The organism is Celeribacter sp. HF31, assembly GCF_011806455.1.
Classification (GTDB): Bacteria; Pseudomonadota; Alphaproteobacteria; order Rhodobacterales; family Rhodobacteraceae; genus Celeribacter.
This window is the reverse complement of sequence record NZ_JAATOT010000009.1, coordinates 1-19529: the sequence shown is the minus strand read 5'-3', so window position 1 is coordinate 19529 and position 19529 is coordinate 1. Positions and strand designations below refer to the sequence as shown.

Annotated in this window: 20 protein-coding genes; 3 read left to right on the top strand and 17 right to left on the bottom strand. The window is 62.4% G+C overall.

Annotation, left to right across the window (positions count from 1 at the left end):
* Positions 1 to 57: 57 nt before the first annotated feature.
* From HCZ23_RS17510 to HCZ23_RS17475, 8 genes are all read right to left on the bottom strand, one after another.
* Complete coding sequence (locus tag HCZ23_RS17510; protein WP_167603049.1) at positions 58 to 1857, bottom strand: NAD(P)/FAD-dependent oxidoreductase; 1800 nt, start codon at positions 1855 to 1857, stop codon at positions 58 to 60.
* 141 nt (positions 1858 to 1998) lie between these two features.
* Positions 1999 to 3744 carry a sigma-54-dependent Fis family transcriptional regulator gene (locus HCZ23_RS17505; RefSeq protein WP_167603048.1) on the bottom strand — a complete coding sequence of 582 codons (1746 nt, stop codon included), beginning with the start codon at positions 3742 to 3744 and terminating at the stop codon, positions 1999 to 2001.
* Positions 3745 to 3899: 155 nt separating this feature from the next.
* The gene (locus HCZ23_RS17500) at positions 3900 to 4745 is read right to left on the bottom strand and encodes an alpha/beta fold hydrolase (RefSeq protein WP_167603047.1); all 846 of its coding nucleotides are present in this window, start codon (positions 4743 to 4745) and stop codon (positions 3900 to 3902) included.
* Positions 4742 to 5824 carry a branched-chain amino acid ABC transporter permease gene (locus HCZ23_RS17495; RefSeq protein WP_167603046.1) on the bottom strand — a complete coding sequence of 361 codons (1083 nt, stop codon included), beginning with the start codon at positions 5822 to 5824 and terminating at the stop codon, positions 4742 to 4744. The genes HCZ23_RS17500 and HCZ23_RS17495 overlap by 4 nt, the downstream gene beginning before the upstream one ends.
* Positions 5825 to 5834: 10 nt before the next feature.
* Positions 5835 to 6839, bottom strand: coding sequence for a branched-chain amino acid ABC transporter permease (locus HCZ23_RS17490; protein ID WP_167603045.1), 1005 nt, complete (start codon positions 6837 to 6839; stop codon positions 5835 to 5837).
* 26 nt (positions 6840 to 6865) lie between these two features.
* Positions 6866 to 7570: an ABC transporter ATP-binding protein gene (locus HCZ23_RS17485; protein ID WP_167603044.1), complete on the bottom strand. Its 705-nt coding sequence runs from the start codon at positions 7568 to 7570 to the stop codon at positions 6866 to 6868.
* A complete protein-coding gene (locus HCZ23_RS17480; RefSeq protein ID WP_167603043.1) occupies positions 7567 to 8346 on the bottom strand; it encodes an ABC transporter ATP-binding protein in 780 nt (259 codons plus the stop codon). Before HCZ23_RS17480 ends, HCZ23_RS17485 begins: the two co-directional genes overlap by 4 nt.
* 168 nt (positions 8347 to 8514) lie before the next feature.
* Positions 8515 to 9693: a substrate-binding domain-containing protein gene (locus tag HCZ23_RS17475; RefSeq protein WP_254870378.1), complete on the bottom strand. Its 1179-nt coding sequence runs from the start codon at positions 9691 to 9693 to the stop codon at positions 8515 to 8517.
* A 136-nt stretch (positions 9694 to 9829) separates the two neighbouring features.
* On the opposite strand from HCZ23_RS17475, the gene HCZ23_RS17470 reads away from it, so the two are divergent.
* On the top strand, positions 9830 to 10432 hold the full coding sequence (locus tag HCZ23_RS17470) for a PAS and helix-turn-helix domain-containing protein (RefSeq protein ID WP_167603041.1): 603 nt from the start codon (positions 9830 to 9832) through the stop codon (positions 10430 to 10432).
* Positions 10433 to 10563: 131 nt separating this feature from the next.
* Positions 10564 to 11583 carry a GSU2403 family nucleotidyltransferase fold protein gene (locus HCZ23_RS17465; protein ID WP_167603040.1) on the top strand — a complete coding sequence of 340 codons (1020 nt, stop codon included), beginning with the start codon at positions 10564 to 10566 and terminating at the stop codon, positions 11581 to 11583.
* Between the two features lie 109 nt (positions 11584 to 11692).
* On the opposite strand, the gene HCZ23_RS17460 is transcribed toward HCZ23_RS17465, so the two are convergent.
* The 7 genes from HCZ23_RS17460 to HCZ23_RS17430 form a co-directional block, all read right to left on the bottom strand.
* A complete protein-coding gene (locus HCZ23_RS17460) occupies positions 11693 to 12934 on the bottom strand; it encodes a glycosyl hydrolase family 8 (protein WP_254870371.1) in 1242 nt (413 codons plus the stop codon).
* A 162-nt stretch (positions 12935 to 13096) separates the two neighbouring features.
* Entirely contained in the window at positions 13097 to 13555 is a 459-nt protein-coding gene (locus tag HCZ23_RS17455; protein WP_167603038.1) for a hypothetical protein, read from the bottom strand.
* Complete coding sequence (locus HCZ23_RS17450; RefSeq protein WP_167603037.1) at positions 13552 to 14007, bottom strand: cytochrome c; 456 nt, start codon at positions 14005 to 14007, stop codon at positions 13552 to 13554. The genes HCZ23_RS17455 and HCZ23_RS17450 overlap by 4 nt, the downstream gene beginning before the upstream one ends.
* Entirely contained in the window at positions 14004 to 14543 is a 540-nt protein-coding gene (locus tag HCZ23_RS17445; protein WP_175580922.1) for a methylamine dehydrogenase light chain, read from the bottom strand. Before HCZ23_RS17445 ends, HCZ23_RS17450 begins: the two co-directional genes overlap by 4 nt.
* A gap of 36 nt (positions 14544 to 14579) precedes the next feature.
* Positions 14580 to 15185, bottom strand: coding sequence for a methylamine dehydrogenase accessory protein MauD (gene mauD, locus HCZ23_RS17440; protein WP_167603036.1), 606 nt, complete (start codon positions 15183 to 15185; stop codon positions 14580 to 14582).
* Positions 15186 to 15206: 21 nt separating this feature from the next.
* Complete coding sequence (locus HCZ23_RS17435) at positions 15207 to 15740, bottom strand: MauE/DoxX family redox-associated membrane protein (protein WP_167603035.1); 534 nt, start codon at positions 15738 to 15740, stop codon at positions 15207 to 15209.
* On the bottom strand, positions 15737 to 16897 hold the full coding sequence (locus tag HCZ23_RS17430) for an amine dehydrogenase large subunit (RefSeq protein ID WP_167603034.1): 1161 nt from the start codon (positions 16895 to 16897) through the stop codon (positions 15737 to 15739). Before HCZ23_RS17430 ends, HCZ23_RS17435 begins: the two co-directional genes overlap by 4 nt.
* 188 nt (positions 16898 to 17085) lie before the next feature.
* Between HCZ23_RS17430 and HCZ23_RS17425 the strand changes: the two genes are divergently transcribed.
* Positions 17086 to 18006 carry an AraC family transcriptional regulator gene (locus HCZ23_RS17425; RefSeq protein WP_167603033.1) on the top strand — a complete coding sequence of 307 codons (921 nt, stop codon included), beginning with the start codon at positions 17086 to 17088 and terminating at the stop codon, positions 18004 to 18006.
* 51 nt (positions 18007 to 18057) lie between these two features.
* Here HCZ23_RS17425 and HCZ23_RS17420 read toward each other — a convergent pair whose 3' ends face one another.
* Together HCZ23_RS17420 and HCZ23_RS17415 are read right to left on the bottom strand one after the other, a co-directional pair.
* Positions 18058 to 19233 carry a thiolase domain-containing protein gene (locus HCZ23_RS17420; protein ID WP_167603032.1) on the bottom strand — a complete coding sequence of 392 codons (1176 nt, stop codon included), beginning with the start codon at positions 19231 to 19233 and terminating at the stop codon, positions 18058 to 18060.
* A 32-nt stretch (positions 19234 to 19265) separates the two neighbouring features.
* Positions 19266 to 19529, bottom strand: a 264-nt coding sequence (locus tag HCZ23_RS17415) for a CoA-transferase (protein WP_303048553.1), incomplete at its 5' end; no start/stop codon positions are given.

The window sequence follows — 19529 nt, the reverse complement described above, 5'->3', positions numbered from 1 at the left end:
CTTGGTTCGTAAAGTTTGCGTCCGGGCCGGGAAGAAAACCCGGACGCGTGATGCGCATCACGACAGGTGATGCACCTCCTGAAGGCCGTAAACAGGGGTGTCGATCCCCTCCAGACGGGCTTTCAATTGCAGGGCGAGGTAGAGCGAGTAGTGGCGCGACTGGTGCAGGTTGCCGCCCATGAACCAGAGGTGCTCCTGCTGGGTCGGTTTCCACATATTGCGCTGTTCGCCCTCCCAGGGGCCGGGGTCTTTCGTGGTGTCGGAGCCGAGGCCCCAGACCTTGCCGACCTTATCCGCGACTTCTGGGCTGATGAGATCCGCAGCCCAGCCGTTCATCGAGCCGAACCCCGTGGCGAGCACCACCAGATCGGCGGGCAGCCGGGTGCCGTCGGTCAGAACGACCGCGTCCTCCTCGAAATGATCGACGCCGCCTTTGGCGAGTTTGACCTCACCGTCGATGATCAACTGGCTGGCGCCCACGTCGATGTAATAGCCGGAGCCGCGTCGCAGGTATTTCATGAACAGGCCCGAGCCGTCATCGCCCCAGTCGAGATCGAACCCGGCTTTTTCCAGACCTTTGTAGAACTCCGCGTCGCGTTCGCGCATCTGGTCGTAGAGCGGGATTTGGAATTCATGCATGATCTTGTAGGGCAGGGAGGCAAAGATCATGTCGGCCTTTTCGGTGGTCACCCCGTTGGCGATCGCCTCTTCGGAATAAAGCGCGCCGAGGCCGATCTCCATCAGGCTATCCGAGCGCACGATATGGGTCGAGGAGCGTTGGACCATCGTCACATCGGCATCGCCCTCCCAAAGCGCGGCGCAGATGTCATGGGCGGAGTTGTTAGAGCCGATGACGACGACTTTCTTCCTGGCCCATTCATCCGGCCCCTGATGCTGCGAGGAATGCTGGATCGTGCCCTTGAAGGTCTCCATACCGGGAAATTCCGGCATGTTCGGTTTGCCCGACATGCCGGTGGCGAGCACAAGCTGGGTCGGGCGCAGGATCACCTCTTCGCCGTCGCGGTTGACCTTGACCTCCCAGGTGCCTGTGGCTTCGTCATAGCTGGCCTTCTGGACTTCTGAGCGGCTCCAGTAATTGATCTCCATGACCTTGGTGTACATCTCCAACCAGTCACCGACCTTGTCCTTGGGCGTGAACACCGGCCAGTTGTCGGGGAACTTGATGTAGGGCAGGTGGTCGTACCAGATCGGATCGTGCAGGCAGAGCGATTTGTAGCGGGACCGCCACTGGTCGCCGGGCCGGTCGTGTTTGTCCAGAACGATGGTGGGGACGCCCAATTGACGCAGCCGTGCGCCAAGCGCGATGCCGCCCTGACCACCGCCGATGATCAGCGTATAGGGCTGGGTCGTATAGCCAAGCTCGGCCTCCTCGGCCTCGCGGCGTTCCTTCCATGAGCTGCGGTTCTTTTTCGCGCCATGCTCCGCGCCCATCGGGCGGCGTTTGCCGCGGTTTTCCTCAAAGCCCTTGAGTTCCTGTAGTGCGGTCAGCAGCGTCCAGATCCGACCGTCGCGCATCCGCATCAACCCCCAACCACGCCCGGTGGCGGTTTCGAATGTGAGCCAAGCCGTGATGACGCCGTCCTCCTCGGCGGGCATCTCGCCTGACTGAATCTCGAACTTGCCCGGACGGGTGTGGTCGAGCTGGCTGTGCAGCATATCGGCCACGCCCTCGGGGCCTTCGACGGTCTTCAGATTCCAGCTGACCGCAACCAGATCACGCCAATAGCTGTCGGTTGCGAACAAGGATGCGGCACGCTCGATATCGCCGCCCTCCAATGCGGCGTTCAGCGTGTCCAGCAGCTCCTGGGTCTGAGTGGTTGTTGTACTGTCAAGCATCGCGTTTCCTCCTCTGCGCGTGTCTCGAGAAGGAGTATGGGAGCGCGAAAGCGCAGCGATCTATGGAGGCAATGGGACAGGAGTGGAGAAAAATGAACGTTGCAGTGCAGCATGTTGCGCGCGCAACAGTCCTGCAACGGCTCACTCGGGCGGGCGCAACCCGGCGGCCCGCATCCGTCGCAGGATGGTCGAGCGGTTGACCCCGAACCGCCGCGCGGCACGGGCCATGTTCCAGTCGCAGGCGATGAGAACCTGTTCGAGGGCGGCCCAAGGATCGGTCGCGGCGGGGGTGGCGGCCTCTGGGCCGTGTCCGATCGGGCTGGGCAGATCGGGAAGGTCGATCACCGAGCCGACGCACAGCGCGGCGGCGGTATCGAGCACTTGTTCCATCTCGCGGATGTTGCCGGGCCAGGTCCGTCCCATCAACTCGGCGCGCGCCGAGGGCGACAGGCGCACCGCGTCGGCGGTATGGCGCCGCAGATGGCGCGACATCAGCCAGTCGAGATCGCGCCGCATCCTGAGCGGCGGCACGCTGAGAACGTAGCCCGCCAACCGGTGGAACAGTGTGCGGGGCAAATGAATGCGGGCCGGGTCGAGGCAGCTTGTGGAAAGCGTCCGAAGATCAGGGCGGCGGTCGAGCAAACCGCTCAGGGCGATGGCCGTCTCGTCGCTCAACTCCTCGACCCGGCGCAAAAGAAGCGTCGTCAGGCTCACCGTGTCCAGGCACAGATCAGTGATGTCCTCCGGGCGCAGTGTCGCACATTCGAGGCTGATGAAGCCCTGCGCTTTGCTCATCATGTGGATCGCACGGGCGAGTTTGGTCTTGCCAGTGCCGGTCTCTCCGGTGATCAAAAGTGGCACGGTGCCGGGGGCCAACCGTTCCGCCTGACCCAAAAGCCGGGCCATGTCCGGGTCGCCGCCGGTCAGACCGGCCAAAGCTCCGCCGCGCCGCATTCCCGGATGCGCTTGTCGCGGGGCCTTCGGCGCAATGGCATGGCCAAAGAGGGCTCCACCGTCGCGCATCTCGATCACCCGTTCTTCGGTGGGACGGTCGCGCATCAGGTCGGGCAGATCATCGACGCTCACACTCAGGACCTCGTCGATCCGGCGCCCGAGAATTTGCCCCGTTTCCGGGAACAACCGTCGCGCCGCACGGGTGTAGCCCAGCACCCGCCCCGAGCCGTCCAACCGCACGGCGGCCTCGGGGTCCACATCTAGGAATTCCGGGCTGGACGACAGGCGCAGCACCCAGTCGCGCGGGCTTTCGGCCATCAGATTGGCCATCTCGACGCGGCGCGCGGCGGAGGTGACGAGGCTCATCGCCAAGTTCTGGCTGCTTTTGGGGGTGGGGGAGCGCAGAAGCGAAATATCGAGCACAGCGGCCAATTGCCCGAGGCTGTCGAAGATCGGCGCCGCGGTACAAGACAGGGCCACATGGGCGTTGCCGAAATGGTCGTCCTGATGCACGGTCACCGGCTCTTGCGTGACGATACAGGCGCCGACACCGCAGGTTCCGGCCAGATTCTCGGACCAGTTCGATCCGAGATAAAGGCCCGCACTGCGCAGATCCTCGGTAAAGAGATCGTCGCCAAAAAAGTCGACGCAGACGCCCTTGGCATCGGTCAGCAACAGAACGTAATTTTGCCCGGCCACCTGCCGGAACAGGGATTGCAGTCCCGTGCGCGCGGTCGCGATCAGCCATTCGGCCTGTTTGCGGTGGTCGCGCAATTCCGCATCGGTCACGATATAGGCCGGATCCGAACGCATCGGATCCATGCCGTAAAGCTCGACACAGCGCCGCCAGGAGGCCGAGACAAAATTGTCCCGCCCGGTCTGGCTGCCGTCGAGCACCCGTTCGATTTCTTCGACATGCCGTGTGTTTTTCATGGCACTTGCTTCATGGCGCGTCGCCTCCCGCTGGAAATGTAGCACAGGATTGGGACAAGCCTAGATTGGAAAAAGGTCGAAGACCGCCGCGGCGGGCGATTGCCGAGAGATCGGGGGCTTGCTCTCAGGGGGCCAACCGGTTGCGGGGCTGCGGCTCATCCGCTCAGGGATCTCAGGATGTCTCGCACGCGTTCTGCGTCTTCGGGGTGGGCGAGGCAGGGCGCATGGCCGCAGTCAAATTCGGTCACACCGGGCCGTGGCCCACGTTGACGCATCAGCTCAAAGACTTCGACCGGCAGGATATCCGAGCTTTTGCCCCGAATGACATGGCAGGGTGTTTCGATGCGCATATAGCGGTCCCATGAGGTCAGCTCATGTCGCGAGGCGGTGAACTGAGCGGTGATCTTTGGGTCGTAATGCAGGCTCAGCGTGCCGTCATCACGCCGTCTGAGCGAAGTTCGCGCCATGCGCCGCCAATAGGCGTCGGGGGCCGGGCCAAAGGGACGATAGACCGCGCGCAGCCAGGTCTCGGCCTCAGACACTTTGGCAAAGACCGGCGGGTCGCTGACATAGGTGGTGATGCGGTCGATGGCCTCATCGGGCATTTCCGGACCGATGTCGTTGATGACGAGCGCGCTTAGGCGGTCGGCCTGACGCCCGGAGGCCAGCCGCATCCCGATCAATCCGCCAAGCGAGGTGCCGAACCAATCCGCCTGGGCGAAGCCATAGTGATCCATCAGATCCATCGCGATGCCGGCATAATATTCGACCGAATATTCCGCCTCGGGGTTCGAGGACCAACTCGACAGCCCGCGCCCGATGGTGTCCGGGCAGATCACGAAATAGTCGTCCGAGAGCGCGGCGGCAAGCTCGTCGAAATCCCGCCCCGTGCGCGCCAGCCCGTGCCACATCACCAGCGGCCGCCCGGAGGGATCGCCCCATTCGGTCACATGAATTTCGTGATCCATGACCGGGACGAGAGAGAAACGTGGCGAGATCATGCGCCTTTCCTCCCTGTCATCATCGTGCCCGCGATCCCTCTGGGAAAGAAATAGACCAGCAGAATAAAGATGATCCCCAACCAGAACAGCCAACGATCTGGGGCCAGAAGCTCTGGCAGGAGGGGCACGCCTGTCAGCGCCTCAGAGGCCGCGCCCATGAGATCGCGCAGGTAATATTGCGCGAGGATCAAAAGCACCGCCCCGATCACGGCCCCCCACATGGTGCCCATGCCGCCGATCACCACCATCAACAGGATGTCGATCATGATGGAAAAGGAAAGTGCGGTGTCGGGGCCGGTGTATTTGAGCCAGACCGCATAGACCGTCCCCGCCAGCGAGGCGATGGTGGCCGAAAGGCAAAAGACGGCGGTGCGATAGGCGACGACGCGATACCCGATGGCCTCGGCGCGCGCCTCGTTTTCACGGATGGCTTTCAGCACGGTGCCAAAGGGCGACCCGACAAAGCGCAGCATGGCGAGAAAAAGGATCAGCGAGGTGATGAAGACGAAATAATAGGCCGCGAGCTTGCCGTTCAGTTTGACGTCCCAGAGCCGGACGACTTTCCCGTCGGCATCGGTCAAAAGCTTGGTCGCGGTTTTGAACAGATCGGGAGATTTGTAGATGATCCCGTCTTCGCCGCCGGTGATCTGCGACAATTGCGAGGCGAGCACCAAAACGACGGAGGCCGCCGCCAAGGTGATCATCGCGAAAAAGATTGCCTTCACCCGCAGCGACAGCAATCCGATGGCCACGGCAAAGACCAGCGAGACCGCAACCCCGGCCAGCGCGCCGAGGAGCACGGGGGTCCAGCCCGGCCCCATCTGTTTGAGCAGGATCGCCGCGCCATAGGCGCCGAAGCCGAAGAACATCGTATGGGCAAAGCTGACGATCCCGGTATAGCCGATCAACAGATCGAAACTGGCCACCAGGACGATAAAGATGCAGATCCGCGCCGCCACTTCGAGCGAGCGGACATCCTGAAACAGGAAGGGCGCGAAAAGCAGGAGTGCCGCGATCAGGGCGACCACGCTCTTGATGACGAGGGTGCCGGTGGTGTGTCGGGTGTCTGACGTGATCATCGCATGCTCCTCACTTGACCGCCGGGCGCAAGCCGTTCGGGCGCCACAAAAGAATTGCCACCATCAGGATCATGTTCGAGGCCAGCGCCAGTTTCGGCGCGAGAAAGCCAACGTAATTCGACATCAGCCCGACGAGGAGCGCGCCCAAAAGCGTGCCCTCGATTGAGCCAAGGCCGCCGATGATGACCACGATGAACACGACGATCATCAGATCGGCCCCCATATGCGGGGTGATCAGAGTTTCATACCCGGCCCACATCGCACCGCCGAGTGCCGCGAGCGCAGAACCCAGCATGAAGACACCGATGAACAGCCGGTCGACACGAAAGCCCAAGGCCTCGACCATTTCGCGGTCTTCCACCCCGGCGCGGATCAGCAATCCGATACGGGTCCGGTTGAGACCGACGTAGAGCAGGACGAAGACCCCGGCACCCAGAGCAAAGGCGAAGGCGCGGTAAATTTCGATGGAGACATCGCCGATGATCCAGGAGCCTTCCAGAAAATGCGGTCGCGCCACGGAAAAGGGTGTGCCGCCCCAAAAGGCGAGAATGGTCTGTTCGGCGACGATCATCGCGCCGATGGTGATCAGGATCTGACGCAGGTGGTCGCGGTAGACCGGTTTGATGATCACCGTCTCGAAAAACCAGCCTGCGATCAGGCCGAAACAGATCGCGGCGAGATAGGCCGCCGCCAGGGCAGAGGCGTTCAGGACCCAGCTGTCGGCGGCCAACCAGCCGCCCAATCCCGCCAGAACGGCGGCGGAGATAAAGGCGCCGAAGCTGACAAAGGCGGAATGGCCGAAGTTCAGAACATCCATCAGACCGAACACGAGGCTGAGCCCGGAGGCCATGAGGAACAGCATCATGCCCATGGCCAGCCCGGCCACGGTCAGGGTGATCCAGGACGACGGCGCGCCGATCAGGAGAAAGGCGATCAGGGCGACGGCGACCGGCAACAGGTTCACCCCGCCAGCCCGGTCCCAATAGGTGCTCAGAGTTGCGGTGCGTGCAGTCATCTTTCTCTCCTCACATCTTTCTCTTTTCACAGCGACAGGCTCAAAAGCCGGTGTTGAAGCGTGGTATCGGCGACGAAATCGGCCATGGTGCCGGTGTGCGCGACACGTCCGTCGTCGATCACTGCCATGTCGCGGCCTAGGGATTTGGCAAAGGCGAAATTCTGTTCCACCAAGAGGATCGTGGTGGTCTGGGCGATCTCTCGAAAGGCCTCGGCCATGGCATCGACAATGGCGGGGGCAAGCCCCTTGGTCGGCTCGTCGATCAAAATGAGCGCGCGCGGTTCGATGATCGCGCGGGCGACCGAGAGCATCTGTTTCTGGCCGCCGGACAGGCTCCAGGCCTGTTTGTCGCGGAACCGTTCGAGGGCGGGGAAAAGCGCGTGGATGCGTGCAAGCCGTGCGGGATCGAACCGGCCGTTCGAGGTCGCAAGGATCAGGTTTTCATCCACGGTCAGCGTGCCGAAAATGCCCATGTTCTCGGGGACATAGGCGATGCCTTTGCGGGCGATCTCGGCCGTGTGCAGCGCCGAGATGTCCTCGCCGCGAAACTGCACCGAACCGGGTGAGGGGGTCCAAAGCCCCATGATCGAGCGCAGCGTGGTGGTCTTGCCCGCGCCGTTGCGCCCCAGAAGGACAAAGACGCCGCCCTCGGGAACCTCAAAGCTGATATCGTGCAGTACGGCGTATTGCCCGATGTCGGTTTTCATGTTGCGGATCGACAAAAGGCTCATGCTGCGTCCTCCCCGCCCGTCCCTTGGGCCGTGCCGAGATAGACGTCGCGCACGATGCGGCTGGACATGATTTCGGTCGGGTCGCCATCGGCCAAAAGTTCACCGTTGTGCAGCACGATGATGCGGTCGGCCAGCGCGCGGACCACCTCCATCTTATGTTCGACCAGCAGCACGGTTTTGGATGTGTCGGCCTTGATCTGGGCGATCAGATCAAGAACATCGGGCGCGTGGTCGAGGCTCATCCCGGCGGTCGGTTCGTCGAACATGTAGACATCGGGTTCCATCGCCATCAGCAGCGCCACTTCGAGCTTGCGTTGGTCGCCATGCGGCAGGGTGGCGGCGGCTTGATGGGCGACGGTCGAGAGCCGGGTCGCCTCAAGGTAATGTTCGGCCTTGCGCGTCAACTCGCGAAACCCGGACACCGGGCGGAACATGCGCCAGCCATGCCCGGAGCGCGCCTGAACGGCGAGCCGGATGTTTTCAAGCACGGTGAGCTGTGGAAACAGGTTGGTGAGCTGAAACGCGCGGCCCACGCCGTGATGCGCACGGGCCGAGGGCGAGAGCCCGGTGATCTCCGTACCATCCTTGAGCACGCGGCCTGAGGTCGCTGTGAGCTGGCCGGAAATCAGATTGAAAAACGTGGTCTTGCCCGCGCCATTGGGCCCGACGATCACGGTGAGCTCACCGGGGTGAAAGGCGCAGGAGACGCTATTGACCGCGACATGGCCGCCGAAGCGGATTGTCAGGTCCTCGGTCACAAGGGAAGGGGAAGTCATCGGCATATATCCGGTGTGATTAGGAAAGGTGAGGGCGGTCACGTGACCAGGCAGAGGCCGAAAGGCAGGCCGCCAAAACGAGGTCTGTCAGACCGGGCCAGGCGTGTCACGCCCGCCCGCTGTGCCCTCTCCCCGTTCGGGAGAGGGCAGGATCATGGCGGCGGGGGCTTAGTCCTGATTGTTGCGGCCGATCGGGATGTCCATTTCATCGGCCGGAATGATCCGCACTTTCTCGGGGATCGCCCAGTCGACCGCATCGTCGACCTTGATCTTGAAATGCAACATGTCCTGAAGCGCCTGATGATCCTCGGGGCGGAAGGTCATCTCACCTTTCGGCGTGTCCCACGACATGCCTTCCATGGTCGCGATCAGCGTGTCGGTCTCGTAATCGGGGGCGTCTTTGAGGGCCTTGACCACGGCGAGAGCTGCGGACATGCCGCCTGCGGTGAAGAAGTCCGGCGGGCTGTCGAAACGCTTCATATGTTCGTCGACCAACCACGCGTTGATGTCGTTGTCGAAGGCTTCGTAATAGTAATACACAGCCCCTTCCATGCCCGGGAAGCGTTTGTAGGTCGGCAGCACCGGCAAAATATGACCGCCCATGGAAATCTCGATGCCATAGCGTGAGGGGTCCATCGCCTGAATCTTGCCGGGCGCGTCACCACCCCCTGCGAAGTAGATCAGGATGACCTTGCGGCCTTCCTTGTCCTTGAGCGCGTTGAACAGCCGCTCGGCATAGGCGGTGAAATCGGTGGTGCCCTGCGGCGCATATTCTTCGGACACGACCGTGGCGCCGGACCCGCCCAGAGCGGATTTGAAGGCGGTGATGCCGTCACGGCCAAAGGCGTAATCTTCCGCCAGCGTGGCGACATAGAGGTTTTCGTCGGGGTTGAGCGCCAGCGCCTGTGCCTGCATGTCCATCGAAGAATTGCGCGAGGTCTTGAACACGTAGCGGTTGCTGTCCGGGCCGGTGAGGCTGTCGGCCACCGCGGGTTCGACGATCAGGATCTTTTCGTATTCTTCGGCAATCGGAAGCATCCCGACGGTCACGCCCGAAGAGGTTGCGCCGACGGCCAGCAGCACCTCGTCATCGCCGTAAGCTTCGGCCAGTACGGCACGCGCGATATCCGGCTTGAACTGGGTGTCCTTGACGATCAGCTCGATCGGGCGGCCGTTGATCTCGTTTGTGCCGCCGGTGCCATATTCGAGGCCCATCTCAAATCCGGTCTGTGCCTGTTTTGAAAAAGCTTCGAAACTGGACCCGCTGAGCCCGTGGATGAGGGCGATCTTGATCGCCTCCTGCGCGTGAACCGCCGTGGTCATGGTCGTGGTCAGCGCCATGCCCATGCCGACGGTCGCGACGAGTCGCTTGAGTAACTTCATGATTTCCTCCCATTTTGGCAGGCTCACCGCGTTGCATCCGCACGCGCGATGGACCTACCTTGCAAAGATGATCACATGGCAACCTTGAGGAGGCAATATCGTGGAAACACGTATAGATCGGGCCTATGAGACCGGCGACTTCGCCGAACTGGCCTATGCGTTCGCGCCGGTCGGCCTCGTCATCACGGAGAATCGGGTGATCCGCGATTGCAACGATGCCTTTGCCGACATGTTCGCCTATAGCCGCGATGAGCTGCGCAATCAGGTCTTTTCCATGCTCTACCCCTCCGGTGAGGAGTTCGTGAACATCCGCGACCGGGGTGTCAAACAGCTGCGTGAAACCAACACCTATTGGGACGAACGGATCATGGCCAAAAAGACCGGGGAGCTGTTCTGGTGTCGGGTGAGGGGGCATTCTTTTACACCGGACGAGCCCTTGATGCGCGCTGTCTGGAGCTTTGCCGATCTGTCTGAGACCCGACCCTATGTGCCCCTGACCCGACGCGAGCGGGAAATCATTTCCTACCTGTCGGACGGGCTGACCAGCAAGGAAATCGCCAACCAGCTCGACCTGTCGCATCGCACGGTCGAGGTTTACCGGGCCAAACTTTTGAAGAAATTCGGTGTGAGCAATTCCAGCGGGCTTTTCCAATCTCTGGGCGGCATCGGCAGCGATCATGTGGTGTCGCGCAGCGGCGGATAGCGTGCGGCCTTTTGCATCGGGGCGCGTTTGGAACAGGGCTCAGAATATATGTGCATCGTTTTTTAATTTGTTGCACATAGTCGATGTGTGCATCATAAATGAGTTTGTTGCACACGATTCAAAGGCCAATCATGCCCGTCCAGTCCCATTCCCGCGCCGCTCAGGTGGCCTATCAGGATCTCAAGCGCCTTCATCTTGATGAGGCCGCATCTCTCGTGATCGGTTCCGTCGAAGAGCGTCGGCGTGGCGAGCGGGTCTATCTCTACGACAAGTTCCGGCTCGGTACTGAAATCCGCAGCCGTTATCTCGGCGAGGCAACGCCGGAGCTTCGCGCGCGGATCGCACAAGCCGCAACGCTCAAGGCAGAGGGGGAGGCCCGGCGAAAATCCATGGCACGTCTGGCGCGGGTTCTGCGCGCCGAAGGCTTCATGGCGCCTGACCGTGACACGGGGGCGTTGTTGCTGGCCTTCGCGAAAGCAGGGGTGTTCCGGCTTGGCGGCACGCTGATCGGCACTGCTGCTTACGGGCTCTATCAGGGCGAGCTTGGGGTGCGCTTCGACAGTGAGGAGTTGGCGCAGACCGGCGATATCGATTTTGCCAGTTTCGAACGGCTGTCCGTGGCGCTTGATGACCGTGTCGAGGAAAGCCCGGACCAGATTTTGCAGGCGCTGAAATTCGATCCGGTCCCAGGCATCGAGACCCGACAGGTTTGGCGCTGGCAACAATCGAGCGGCGAGGCGCTGGTCGAATTTCTGACGCCGGCCTTCGGGGATGAAACCATCAAACCCTTGCCGGCACTCGGGGTGAGTGCTCTGGGGCTCAATTATCTGAATTATCTGATCGCCGCGCCGATCCCCGCGATTGCGCTGTACCGGTCGGGCGTGCTGGTGCAAATCCCGCGCCCGGAGCGGTTTGCGGTGCACAAGCTGATCGTGGCGGACCGTCGCCGTGGCGGTCCGGATCACGCCAAGGCCCGCAAGGACCGTGCGCAGGCCGAATTCCTGATCAAAGTTCTGGCCGACGACCGACCAGACGATCTCGCGGAGGCCTATGAAGAGGCGATGCGCCAAGGTCCGCGCTGGCGCGCGCGGCTCGATGCCAGCCTGAGCCTTGTGCCGGAGACTGCGGAACGTCTTCAGGGGGTGCTGTGAGGCGATTTAGTGCATTAAACTATACATAAGACGAATTATCAGTCATTTTACATCTGATTGGTGCCTGTTCGCGTCACATGCCCCTCTCTTGCCCCACAAGGCGCGCCGTTCACATCTCGGCCAGGTCGATCATCGCGAGGAGCTTGAGCGTGTTGCCGAAGTAGTCGCCCTCCTCGATGGGAATGGCGACCATGGCGGTCCAGAGAGCGTCCATCCAGGCCTGATCTGCCGCCGGGTCGCCGCTACCGGCAATCGCGCCCGCCGCGAACATGGAAATCCAGCCCGCCTCTCCTGTCCACCGGCCATCGCGCGGAATGCTGCCGTCGAGCCGGTAGGTCGATGCGATCCGCGCCGGGTCGCCGCCGGTTTCGGTGCGGATCCAGGCGTTGATCCGCATCAGACGTTCGGCGGCGCGGGGATCGTGGCTGATCCGGTAGTCGGCCGCCAGCCGATAAGGATAGCGCAGGGCATTCCACGAATAATAGCCGTCATAGGCCCCTTCCAGAAACTCCGGCGGTGCGGGGCGCGGATCGTCCGGCATTCCGACCATGAAGTCCGGCACGAGGCCGGTATCCTTCGCATAATGCGCAGAAATCCGGCCCCAGACCTCATATCCCGCGTCACGGATTTCGATCCACCGGGAGGCATCGCGGCCGGGCGCGTCGGCAAAGACGGAGAAGTTATAGGGCATGAAATCCGACGACCGGGAGGCGATGTCATACACCTCGTAGGTCGCCCAATCGCCCAGATTGACGAGGTCATGGCGCGTGATCTCACGGGCGAGAATGGCGGCACGCACCTCTGCCGCATCTTCGGCGTAGCCGCCCCATTTTTCCTCAGCCAATTGCAATGCCAGCGCGATGTCGATGTCGCCGTCGCTGGCCGTTGACTTCCCCTCGGGCGCGTCGGTGCAATCGCGGGTCTGGTTCCATGCCATCAGGCCGGGTCCGCTTGCGGCGGGGTGCAGCCGGAAGTAGGTCAGCATCTCGTCGAAAAGCGGTTTCGCGCGGGGGTCCCGTTCGGCCATTTTGACGAGGGCGAGCATGCCATATCCATGGGCCTCCGACACGGTGAGCGTCCCGGACGCACTGTCTCCATAGGTCGGGTTGCCATCACCGGCGGTATCGACATAGGCCCCACCACAGCCCTCTTTCAGGTAGACGCTTTTCCAGTCCTGCCAGAACCGGTCCAGCGCGGCCCGGCGTTGGTCCTGGCTTGCCGTCGGAGAGATCACCGAAGCCTCTGCGGGCAGCCCGGCCCCCTGAGCTGAGGCCGCGACGGTGAGACCGCAGGCGATCACCATCGAACATGCGATGAGCGAAGACTTCCATTCCGACCAGATGCGCGCCATTTCCATGTCCTTTTCACATCGAGCCGAAAATGGATCGCGTCCGTCGACTGCCCTCGAAGCTTATCCGCATGAGCGGTGTTTCGACAAGTCCGCAGTTCTGGCGTCCATCGCAGGGGAGCGGCTTTCTGTCGAAGGGGTGGTAAACGGCGGACGTGAGGGTCTTCAGGGCCAGGGGTATTCGGCGGTTTCGATCCCAAGGTCGGCCAGTCGGGCGGCGACCACCCGACGGTAATCGACGATGTTTCCGACATCTAGGGCGTGAAGCCGCGCGACTTCGGCACCGTCGAACGGGCGGTAATCCTTGGGGAGCGAGCTGCCCGCCCATCTCGCGATGATGAAGTTCAGCACTTCAGCCACATCGTCCTCGTTCAGGCCGGATCCCACCACGTTCGGGACGTTGGCGAGATAGGCTCGCCCGGCCTCGTCTCCGGCAAAGGTGCCGATCAGGTTCACGAAATCAGGTATGCCAACCTCGCTGAAGCCATGGCCATCGACGCCGTGACATCCAACGCATTTGAGGATGTAATTGGTCTGCGCGGTGCGGCCCGAGCTGGTATCGACCGCCATGGCTGGCATCGCCGTCGCGGCGACGGCCGCCGTGAACAACAAACGACGGATCATTCAAGCGCCTCCTTTCTCATGGCATGAAGCGTGGCCCCATCGAGAGGGGCCTCACGCAGGAGCACGAGGGTCTGCGGGTCGAGCGCGGCATCGATTCCGTTCAGATCGCTGAGCACATAGGCGGCGATATCGAGGATCTCGTCGTCTTCCAGCCAATTATGGAGTGGCATCGCGAGGCCAATGTAGGTCACGCCTGCGGCGGTGATCCGACCGGTCAGCCCACCGAGCACGACCGAGCCGAAATAGCTGGGGGCCTTGTCCCCCAAACCGGTCCAGAGCGGACCGTCGGCCAAGGGCGGTGCGAGCCCCGGCTGGCCGATCCCGCCCTGTTGGTGGCAGGCCGCGCAGGTTTCGTCGAAGAGCACAGCGCCCCGCGTGGCGTCCTGCGCCACGGCCGGAGCCGTGAGCGCCATCACCCCGACGAGCAGCGTCGCAATCGGCGCGCTCCTCATTCCGCGAGCCCCACAACGATGGCGACCGTGCAGTGGATGCCCTTGTCGGTATTGGCCATGCACCAGCTCGATTCAGAGGCAAGGCCGAGGCGATAGCCCGGCATATCGCCTTCCTGACGCGAACATCCTTCCGACGCGCAGGAGCCTTTGCCACAGCAATCGTTGTAGGAGACGAGATAGTCCTTGTCGTCGTTCGGATTGCGGCAGGTGCCGACCCAGGCGACCTTGGACGGCGTGGAGCCGGGCGGACATTGCGTCACGGTCCCACCGCACTCGCTGCACAGACCGCCGTGCAGCGAGCAGTAGCGCCAATAGTCGCAATCGTCCGGCAGGACTTCCGGCTCGCCGAAGCCGCGCGCGAAGGCCGCGCCGTTCGAACTGTCATAGGGCAGCATCGGAAGGACGAAACCGCCAACCATTGCCGCGCCGGCTTTGGAGAGGAAACTCCGCCGCCCGGCATGATGTGCGATGGAGCGGGACGTGCCCTCGACCTTGGTGTCGAACCAGTCCGAGACCTGTGTGAACAGCGATTTCAAAGCATTTCTCCTTTCGTTGAGACGGCCGAGGGAGGCTCAATGCGCGGGCTGCGCGTCGAGTCCGTCGAGGTAGGACTGAATGGATGGGGTTTTCATATCGAAGGCGTTGAAGAGGCTATCGAACTGCTCGCGGCTGTTCACCAGCCCCTTGGCCCGGACCACACCGTGCTCATCGAGCAGGACGGCATAGGGCAGACGGGCGACCCGGTAGGCGAGGCCCAGTTCGGTCGAGACCACATAAGGGTATTGCTCCAGCTTTGCGCTCTCGATGAAACGGTCGTGCTGTTCGGCGGACCCGCCGTCCGAGGCAAAGACGACATCGAGCCAGCTGCTTTCAGCCGCGCGGATTGAATGCACCGCCGGCAGGAGCTTTTTGCAGACCGGGCAGGTCGGCGAGAGGAAAAACACAAGCGTCGCCCGCTGTGGCCGGGGGCCGATCGGAACCATGCCACCTGTGCGGCTTTCGAGGTTGAATTTGGGACTGGCGGTGCCGACCTCGGGGCCGGAATCGTTGACCAGCGCCCCCATCGGGGACACCCGTTCGAACAAAATCCCGACCTGACGGGCCAGAGCCAGAAGCGCGACCGCCAGTCCGACAATCATCAGAAACATGGCCGCAGAGATAAATGTGAGAGCTGTCATATTTGGTCCTTTCTGCCTGTCTCAGAGCGAGCGGCGTGCGAGCGAGGCGTTGGAGAGCAGAAGGTCGGCCAGCAAAAAGGCGACCCAAAGGAGGAGCCCGGTCGCCAAAGCGGCGACGGAGGAGGCGACCGGAAGGCCGCCGGACGGCAGGGCTGCGGCGGCGAGGGCTGCGGCCGCGAGAATGCCGTTGCGCCAGAGCAGCGCCGGGCCGACGGCCTGAGGTGCGCCGCCGCAGCCGCATTCAATCGTGGTCCGGCCGCGGGCGACGTTGATGCCGATCCCCACCGCGTAGAGCAGGAAGAGCCCCGCCCCCAGCGTCATCGCGACGGGCTGTCCGCCCGGGGCGAAGGTGCCCAGAACCACCGCCGCTTCCGCCACGACCAGTGCGACAGAGGCCGGGTGGACCAGCGTCTCGGGCAAGAGCCGGTAATCCGTGACGAAGCCGGTGAACTCCGTGAACTCCGAGAGCTTGTGGTAAACTGCCCGCAGGAAAATCAACGCGACAGCGGAGCTAAGAGCGAGGGCCAGCATCCGGGCGAAGGTGTCACCGCTCATTGCTGCGCCGCCGTTTCGAGGACTGTCGAAAAGCCGATGCCGTTGTGGCTGACCGCCTTTTTCACGGCGAATTTGGCCTCTGTGTCCACCTCGTATTTGGCGATCTCGTCGTCGCGCAGGTTCAGCGTGTAGAGCGCCGGCTGGGCGTCATCGGTGACAAAGACGGAGGTCGCATTGTCCGCCGGAGACCGGTACAGAAGCGTCCCGTTTTCGAGATCATAGGCCCAGATTTCTTCCGAGCCACGGTGATGCGTACCGATTTCGGTCGACGGATGCATCGGGACGAAGGCGATGCCATTGGCCTCGTTGACGGTGATCGGAACGTAGCCGCCCGGCAGCCAGCCTTCGGTGCCTTCGGTGATCGGGTGAGTGGTGACCAGCTCGACAGTGCCAGCGTGATCGGCAGCGCGGTAGATGGTGCCGTTGTAGGACAGGAACATCAGGTCGCCCTGATAGCGGTCGGAGGCGAGATAGATTGGATCGGCATCGGGATCGAAGATCATTTCGCTCTTGGTGGTGCCGAGGGTCTCACCGGCGTCATCGAGCGCGACGGTCATGAAACTGCCGTCCGAGCAGATGGTCGAAAAGCTGTGCCCCTCAAGCGTCGGGAACACTCCGAAGCAGCCGGGCGTCGGCACTTCCTGCACCATGGATTTCGTCGTGAGGTCGACGACCGTGACCGAGGTCGCCGGGGTCGAATTCTGGACGTAAATGAATTTCTCGTCCGCGCTGAGGCGCAGCAATGACGCATCGGCGGTATATTGTGCCACTTTCAGCGGCAGCTGGATTTCCGCCACCGGAGTCAGCCGATCCACATCGAAGATCTGGAGGACATGTTCCGGGTCGCCATAGCTCAGGCGGCTGTAATAGCCCGAGACGTAATACAGGGTCTTGCCATCGGCGGAGACGGCGGAGTTGCCCTGGAATCCGGCCGACATAATCCCCTTGAAGTCCAGCTCGTCGGTTCCGTAAACGCGCACCGCACTGGCGCTGTCCCATCCCTGAGAGTTCACGAAGATGTTCGGGCCCGGAGCGATGGTTTCCCGCACGCTCGTGGTTTCGAACTCAAAGGCCGGGTGATCGGCGTCCTGGGCCACGGCATTCTGGGCCGCGAGGCCGCAGGCCAGCCAGACGCCGAGGGTCAGAGGTCTTGTCATCTGGGTCTCCTTCATGACGAACGAGCCTTGATGATGCGGATCTGGCGCGGGCCGGGTATCCAGTTTTTACATAAGATTCAGCATATCATTTGGGCAGTGGGCGAACATATTTTCTCTTTACGCTGCAGCATGGCAAAGCGTAGCCTTGGTCCACCATTCCCCACATCGAAAAGTTCAGGCACCCGGCGATGAACCGTTACGCCACCTCTCTGTCGATCACGACGTTTCTCGACGCTACTCTGCAGGAAACCGGTCTTCCAGGCTGGCATCAAAGGTATATGCGGACGGTCGCGGGCGATTTCGAGGGCAGCGTGACACGGATCGATTTCGGGCCGGTCGTTTTGATCGACGAGCGGATGAACCTTGGGGTCATCCAATGGAGTGCGCCGCCGCCGGGCACCCTCGTTCTCGGCTTTCTGCCAGATGGGGAGAACTGGAGGATGAACGGCGTTCCCGTTGGCGGCAAGGCTTTGCTCCAGCGCGGTGGCGCTGAGATCATGGTGAACAGCCAGCAAGGAACGAGGGGCGTGGTGGTCCAGATCGAAAGTGCGGCCTTTCTTTTGCCGGAGCGGCTGTTTCACCGTGGCCCGATTGTGACCCTGCCCATGACCGCCGCGATGGACGATGCCGCCCGTTTCATTGAGACCATTCTGGTCTCGGCGGCGGGCAATATCCGGTTTTCTCCAAGCGAGTTTCGGAGGACCATGGGCGAAATTCTGATCGCCAAGATCCAGAGCGTTCTCGACCAGTTCGACGAACCGGGCCGCGCCATGCCGCTCAGCGCCGATCAGGTGCTCCGGATCGTTGAAAACGCGGAACGGATTTTTCGGACCCGGGAGGCCGACGACCTTACCGTCGCGCTCATGGCGGAGGCGCTCCACATCTCGCAGCGTGAACTGCGCGAAGCCTTTGCGACGGCGCTCGGCACGACGCCACGGGAATGGTTGCTCCTGCGCAAGCTCGATGCGGTGCACCGGCAACTCCTGAAGGGCGGCAACCAGCCCCTGACCCGCCTCGCGCTCGATCACGGCTTCGGTCATCTCGGTCGCTTCGCGGCCTATTACGAACGCCTCTTCGGGTGTTTGCCGTCGGCTGAGCGGTCGCTGTGACCGCTCAGCCGCCAAAGACCCCATCGGCACAGCTGAGCAAAATCGGACGCGTTACGCCCGGTCAGCCAAAAGCACCGAGGCGTAATTGGCCACCGCTGCGCCACCCATGTTGAACACGAGGCCGCAATGCGCCCCGGCGCGTTGTATGTCACCGGCCTGCCCGGTCAACTGGCGATAGGACAGCGCATGCATCGACACGCCCGTGGCGCCCACCGGATGACCTTTGGCCTTCAACCCGCCGGACAGGTTGACCGGCGTTTGCCCGTCCGCCAGCACACGCCCTGTCTCGATCGCCCGCGCCCCTTCGCCTTTTTCGGCCAGACCCATCGCCTCGTAGATCATCAATTCCGCCGGGGTGAAACAATCGTGCACCTCGGCGAAATCGAGATCGTCGACGGTGATCCCGGCCGTGTCATACGCGGTGCGGATCGCGCGTTCAGGCCCTTCGAAATCCGAGATCTTTCGACGGCTCAGCGGCAGGAAATCGGAGACATGTTCGGCGGCGCCGAACCGCACGCGTTTTGTTGCCGAGCCTGCTGCGCCGTTGTCCGTGCTCAGAACCACGGCTGCGGCCCCATCCGAGACCAGCGAGCAATCGCTCAGCCGCAGCGGCGGTGCAATGAGCGGGTTCTTCTCGCTGACTTCGCGACAGAACTCATAGGGCATTTCCTTGTGCATCTGCGCCAGCGGGTTTTTCATCGCATTGGCGTGGTTCTTGGCGGCAATCTTGGCCAGGACGTCCATCTGGTCGCCGAAACGCGCCATATATTGCTCCGCCGCCAGGGCAAACAATTGCGGGAAGCTCAGCCCTGTCTCCGCCGGATCATAATGATAGCCCGCCGAGGCCAGCGCCTCCGTCACCTCCGGGGTCGACCGGTGGGTCATCTTCTCGACCCCGATCACGAGGACATTGCGTGCCTTACCGGCGGCCATGAGGTTGAGCCCGGCATGGACCGCCGCAGAGCCCGAGGCACAGGCGTTTTCGCAGCGGGCCGCCGGTTTGAAGCGCAGTGCCGGGTCGATTTGCAGGATCAGCGAGGAGGGAAACCCGTCTGCAACGAGGCCAGCGTTGAAATGGCTAAGAAAGACCGCGTCGATCTCGCTCGGATCAAGCGCCGCTTCGGCCAGCGCTTCGCGCCCTGCCATCACGATCAAATCTTCGAGCGTATCGCTCAGGCGGCCAAACTTTGTGTGTCCGCTGCCGATGATATAGGCATTATGTGTCATATTTATCTCCAGTTTTCAGTCTTGTGTCGGCCCTATGCGACGATCGTCGCCTCGGTCGCCGCGCGAAGCTCGTCTTCGGTGACGCCATCGGCCAGTTCGACGATCTTGAGACCGCCTTCGACCACATCCAGCACGCCCAGATTGGTGATCACCCGATCCACCACGCCCTGACCCGTCAAGGGCAGCGTGCAGGCCTTCAAAAGCTTCGAGTCACCGTGCTTGTTGGTGTGATCCATCACCACCACCACACGCCCCACGCCCGCGACCAGATCCATCGCGCCGCCCATGCCTTTCAC

Excerpts from the sequence above, each read along its gene's own strand:
- HCZ23_RS17510 (WP_167603049.1), bottom strand. The coding sequence starts at position 1,857 with ATGCTTGACAGTACAACAACCACTCAGACCCAGGAGCTGCTGGACACG.
- HCZ23_RS17505 (WP_167603048.1), bottom strand. The coding sequence starts at position 3,744 with ATGAAAAACACACGGCATGTCGAAGAAATCGAACGGGTGCTCGACGGC.
- HCZ23_RS17500 (WP_167603047.1), bottom strand. The coding sequence starts at position 4,745 with ATGATCTCGCCACGTTTCTCTCTCGTCCCGGTCATGGATCACGAAATT.
- HCZ23_RS17495 (WP_167603046.1), bottom strand. The coding sequence starts at position 5,824 with ATGATCACGTCAGACACCCGACACACCACCGGCACCCTCGTCATCAAG.
- HCZ23_RS17490 (WP_167603045.1), bottom strand. The coding sequence starts at position 6,839 with ATGACTGCACGCACCGCAACTCTGAGCACCTATTGGGACCGGGCTGGC.
- HCZ23_RS17485 (WP_167603044.1), bottom strand. The coding sequence starts at position 7,570 with ATGAGCCTTTTGTCGATCCGCAACATGAAAACCGACATCGGGCAATAC.
- HCZ23_RS17480 (WP_167603043.1), bottom strand. The coding sequence starts at position 8,346 with ATGACTTCCCCTTCCCTTGTGACCGAGGACCTGACAATCCGCTTCGGC.
- HCZ23_RS17475 (WP_254870378.1), bottom strand. The coding sequence starts at position 9,693 with ATGGGCATGGCGCTGACCACGACCATGACCACGGCGGTTCACGCGCAG.
- HCZ23_RS17465 (WP_167603040.1), top strand. The coding sequence starts at position 10,564 with ATGCCCGTCCAGTCCCATTCCCGCGCCGCTCAGGTGGCCTATCAGGAT.
- HCZ23_RS17460 (WP_254870371.1), bottom strand. The coding sequence starts at position 12,934 with ATGGCGCGCATCTGGTCGGAATGGAAGTCTTCGCTCATCGCATGTTCG.
- HCZ23_RS17455 (WP_167603038.1), bottom strand. The coding sequence starts at position 13,555 with ATGATCCGTCGTTTGTTGTTCACGGCGGCCGTCGCCGCGACGGCGATG.
- HCZ23_RS17450 (WP_167603037.1), bottom strand. The coding sequence starts at position 14,007 with ATGAGGAGCGCGCCGATTGCGACGCTGCTCGTCGGGGTGATGGCGCTC.
- mauD (WP_167603036.1), bottom strand. The coding sequence starts at position 15,185 with ATGACAGCTCTCACATTTATCTCTGCGGCCATGTTTCTGATGATTGTC.
- HCZ23_RS17435 (WP_167603035.1), bottom strand. The coding sequence starts at position 15,740 with ATGAGCGGTGACACCTTCGCCCGGATGCTGGCCCTCGCTCTTAGCTCC.
- HCZ23_RS17430 (WP_167603034.1), bottom strand. The coding sequence starts at position 16,897 with ATGACAAGACCTCTGACCCTCGGCGTCTGGCTGGCCTGCGGCCTCGCG.
- HCZ23_RS17425 (WP_167603033.1), top strand. The coding sequence starts at position 17,086 with ATGAACCGTTACGCCACCTCTCTGTCGATCACGACGTTTCTCGACGCT.
- HCZ23_RS17420 (WP_167603032.1), bottom strand. The coding sequence starts at position 19,233 with ATGACACATAATGCCTATATCATCGGCAGCGGACACACAAAGTTTGGC.